5 protein-coding genes are annotated in these 3,888 nt (G+C 75.5%); all 5 read left to right on the top strand.

Annotation, left to right across the window (positions count from 1 at the left end):
• The first annotated feature begins 366 nt into the window (after positions 1-366).
• Entirely contained in the window at positions 367-1,566 is a 1,200-nt protein-coding gene (locus tag L0P92_RS42825) for a TadA family conjugal transfer-associated ATPase (protein WP_234768544.1), read from the top strand.
• Positions 1,559-2,419 carry a type II secretion system F family protein gene (locus tag L0P92_RS42820; protein WP_234768543.1) on the top strand — a complete coding sequence of 287 codons (861 nt, stop codon included), beginning with the start codon at positions 1,559-1,561 and terminating at the stop codon, positions 2,417-2,419. The genes L0P92_RS42825 and L0P92_RS42820 overlap by 8 nt, the downstream gene beginning before the upstream one ends.
• Positions 2,420-2,465: 46 nt before the next feature.
• Positions 2,466-3,173: a type II secretion system F family protein gene (locus L0P92_RS42815; RefSeq protein WP_234768542.1), complete on the top strand. Its 708-nt coding sequence runs from the start codon at positions 2,466-2,468 to the stop codon at positions 3,171-3,173.
• A gap of 102 nt (positions 3,174-3,275) precedes the next feature.
• Positions 3,276-3,485 carry a DUF4244 domain-containing protein gene (locus tag L0P92_RS42810; protein WP_234768541.1) on the top strand — a complete coding sequence of 70 codons (210 nt, stop codon included), beginning with the start codon at positions 3,276-3,278 and terminating at the stop codon, positions 3,483-3,485.
• Between the two features lie 82 nt (positions 3,486-3,567).
• On the top strand, positions 3,568-3,888 hold a 321-nt coding region (locus tag L0P92_RS42805; protein WP_308289821.1), incomplete at its 3' end, for a TadE family type IV pilus minor pilin.

The following is a 3,888-nucleotide window of genomic DNA, read 5'->3' as shown; positions in this document are numbered from 1 at the left end:
GGGTCGGACGGCGGGGTGGTCGCGAGGTCGGACGTTAGGGGGCGTAGGGCTACGCCGCGGTGGGCGGTGGAGGGTTTGGGGAGTGATGTCGTCGGGCTGCCGGTGCCGGGCGGTTCGGTGAGGGCTGGTGTGGGGCGGCGGGTGCCGGGCGGTTCGGTGAGGGCTGGTGTGGGACGGCGGGTGCCGGGCGGTTCGGTGAGGGCTGGTGTGGGGCGGCGGGTGTCGCAGGGGGATACGAGTGCCGTGGTGGTGCGGCGCGTGCCGGATGTCGCGGCGAGTACGGCCGCCGGGCCGTGGCAGTCGGCCGATCGGGTCGGCCCCTCGGCCGGGTCGTGGGCGTCGAACGGGACAGCGGCGGGGGCGGGTATGCCGTCGGGGCTGCTGGACGGGGTGCGGCAGTGGCTGGCCGAGAGCGGTGGTGAGCCGACTCCCGCGCGTGTGGCGCAGGCGTTGCGGGAGCAGGGCAGGGTGCTGGGGGACGCCGAAGTCCTCGGGGCGGCCCAGCAGTTGCGGTCCGAGCTGGTCGGGAGCGGCCCGCTGGAGCCGTTGCTCGCCGATCCGTCGGTGACGGACGTGCTGGTGTCGGCGCCGGACCGGGTCTGGGTGGACCGGGGCGGTGGTCTGGAGCTGACCTCCGTGTCCTTCCCGGACGCGGCGGCCGTACGACGCCTCGCGCAACGGCTCGCCGCGGTGGCGGGACGGCGACTGGACGACGCACGGCCCTGGGTGGACGCCCGGCTGCCCGACGGCACCCGGTTGCACGCGGTGCTGCCGCCCGTCGCCGTCGGCTGCGCCTGTCTCTCACTGCGGGTGGTACGGCCCCGGGCGTTCACGCTCGACGAGCTGGTCGCGGCGGGCACGGTACCGCCCGGCGGGGAGCGGGTGCTGCGGGCGCTGGTCGACGCGCGGTTGTCGTTCCTCATCAGCGGCGGGACCGGCAGCGGCAAGACGACGCTGCTGAGCGCGCTGCTCGGACTGGTCGGTGCGGGCGAGCGGATCGTGCTCGCGGAGGACTCGGCGGAGCTCAGGCCGGAACACCCGCATGTCGTACGGCTGGAGAGCAGACCCGCCAACCAGGAGGGCGCCGGGCTGGTCACGCTCGAGGACCTGGTGCGGCAGGCGTTGCGGATGCGGCCGGACCGGCTGGTCGTGGGCGAGGTGCGCGGGGCCGAAGTGGTGCATCTGCTGGCCGCGTTGAACACCGGCCACGAAGGAGGCTGCGGGACGGTCCACGCCAACGCGGCGGCCGACGTCCCGGCCCGGCTGGAGGCGCTCGGCACGGCGGCCGGGCTGGACCGGGCGGCGCTGCACAGCCAGTTGGCGGCCGCGCTGTCGGTCGTGGTCCATCTCGTACGCGACCGGACCGGGCGACGGCGGATCGCCGAGGTGCATGTGCTGGAGCGGGACCCGTCGGGGTTGGTACGGACGGTGCCGGCGCTGCGGTGGGGCGCGGAGGGGTTCGTCCACGAGCGGGGCTGGGAGCGGCTCCGGGGGCTGCTTCAGGGCGAGGACGTCGCGGGCGGCGAGGCCCGGGGCATGAGGGGTGCGGGGGATCTGTATGGGTGAGATGTCGTTGGGTGCGGCTGTGGTGTGCCTCGGGGCGGCCGTCTGGCTGCTGGGCGGGCCGAACTCCGGGGCTCGGCGGGCGCAGTTGCTACTCGCGGGCGGCGGAGCGGTGGGGGCCGGGCCGCCCGACTGGTGGCGGCCGGGCTGGGAACTGCGGCGGCTGCGGGGACGGCTGCGGGCCGAGTGGTGGGCGCCGGTCGTCGGGCTGGTGCTGGCCGTGCTGGGGTCGTCGGTGTTGCCGGTCGTCGCGGGGGCGGCCGGGGTGCCACTGCTGCGCCGGGTGCGGCTGGCGCGGGAGGCGCGGCGGGCACGTGAACGTCGCGGGGACGCGGTGATCGTGCTGTGCGGGGCGCTGGCCGGGGAGGTGCGGGCCGGACGGCAGCCGGGTGAGGCGTTGCGGTGGGCGGCGCGGGACTCGGTTGGGCTCGGTGCGGCGCAGGCAGCGGTGCTGGCGGCGGCGCGGTTCGGCGGGGATGTGCCGGGGGCGCTCGCCGCGGCGGGACGGGAGCCGGGCGCCGAGGGGCTGCTGGGCCTGGCGGCGTGCTGGCGGGTGTCCGTGGGCCAGGGCGCGGGGCTCGCGGCCGGACTCGACCGGCTGGAAGGGGCGTTGCGCGCCGAGCGGGACCAGCGCGCCGATCTGAGAGCCCAGTTGGCGGGGGCGCGGTCGACGGTGGTGATGCTCGCCGGTCTGCCGATCCTCGGGTTGCTGCTCGGTGCCGCCATGGGAGCTGAGCCACTGCATGTGCTGCTGCACACCGGGGCGGGGATCGGGTGCCTGCTGGTCGGAGGTGCCCTGGAAGGGCTGGGGATGTGGTGGGCCATGCGGATCGTGCGGGGAGCGGAGACGGCGTGAGGGGTTCCGAGGGGTGCCGCTCAGGGCGGGAGAGGGAGGTGACGGTGTGAGCGCGGAGGTTGTCCACAGGCTGGGGATGGCGCTGGGAGCGGTGCTGGTCGTCGGGTGGTTGTCGCGTTGGTCGATCGTGGCCCGGCAGGAGCGCAGAGCCCGACGTCGGCTCGCCGAGTTGATGACGACGTCGGACGTGATCTCGACCCGCCGACGGTACGACGTACGGCAGGGCGTGCGGCGAACGCTGCCCATGGCGGCTGTCGTGGGCGCCGGTTGGGCGCTGGTCGGCGGTGTGGCCGGGATGGTGGCGGGTCTGATCGCCGCGGGCGGGCTGTGGCTGTGGCGGCGTCGACAGGAAGCCGCCGGCCCGGTGGAGGAGCCCGACGTCGGTGAGGTGGCGCGGCAACTTCCCTTGGCAGCCGATCTGTTGGCGGCCTGCATCGCCGCGGGAGCGAGCCCGGTGATCGCGGCGCAGGCCGTCGGCGAGGCCCTGGGCGGACCCGTCGGGGACGGGCTGGCGCGAGGTGCCGCGGAGGTGCGGCTCGGTGGTGAGCCGGGCGAGGCGTGGCAGCGCCTGGCGTCGTTGCCACGGGCCGGAGCGCTGGCGCGGTTGCTGGAACGGGCGGATGTGTCCGGGCTCCCCGCGGCCGGGCCCGCCGCTCGGCTCGCCACGGAGGCCCGCGCCGACTGGACGCGAGCCGCGACGGAGCGGGCGAGACGGGCGGCCGTCATGGTCTCGGTGCCGGTGGGTGAGGAGTGAGGGCGTGACCGAGTGACGGAGTGACTGAGCGACGGAGCGACGGGCGGCGACCGCCGCCGGTCAGTAGCGGCATTAACAGGACTGAGCCTTACGGGGGTTGAGATGTACAAGGCAGTACGGGCACGGATGCGTGCGCTGGTGTGCAGGGCGCGGGCGGCGCGGAGCGACGCGGGGATGGTCACGTCCGAGTACGCGATGGGGATCGTCGCGGCGGTGGCGTTCGCCGTGGTGCTCTACAAGGTCGTGACGAGCGGGCAGGTCAGCGCGGAGCTTCAGGACATCGTGAAGCGGGCGCTCAATGCGGAAATGTGAGCGGGAGGGGGAGCGGGGCGGCGCCCGGGGGTCAGGCCGGGAGCCGGGCCGTTGGTCAGGCCGGCGGTCGGACCAGGGGTTCGTGACGGCGGAGTCGGCTGTCGTGCTGCCCGTGCTGGTGATGTTCGCGATGGCACTGGTGTGGGGACTGCTCGTGGTGGCAGCCCAGATCCAGTGCGTGGACGCGGCTCGGACAGGCGCCCGCGCGGCAGCCCGGCAGGATCCGGCCGACGCGGTCATCAGGGTGGCCCGCGAGGCGGCACCGCGCGGTGCGACGGTCACCGTGGGCCGCGAGCGGGACGAGGTGCGCGTGGTCGTCGTGGCCAAGCCGCCGGTGCTGCGCGGCCTTCCCTTCGAGGTACGGGAGGAGGCCGTGTCGGCTGCGGAGGAGACGGTGGGGGAG

The organism is Streptomyces muensis, from assembly GCF_021474425.1.
Taxonomy (GTDB): Bacteria; Actinomycetota; Actinomycetes; order Streptomycetales; family Streptomycetaceae; genus Streptomyces; species Streptomyces muensis.
This window is presented reverse-complemented; position numbering and strand designations above follow the sequence as displayed.

Excerpts from the sequence above, each read along its gene's own strand:
- L0P92_RS42825 (WP_234768544.1), top strand. The coding sequence starts at position 367 with ATGCCGTCGGGGCTGCTGGACGGGGTGCGGCAGTGGCTGGCCGAGAGC.
- L0P92_RS42820 (WP_234768543.1), top strand. The coding sequence starts at position 1,559 with ATGGGTGAGATGTCGTTGGGTGCGGCTGTGGTGTGCCTCGGGGCGGCC.
- L0P92_RS42810 (WP_234768541.1), top strand. The coding sequence starts at position 3,276 with ATGTACAAGGCAGTACGGGCACGGATGCGTGCGCTGGTGTGCAGGGCG.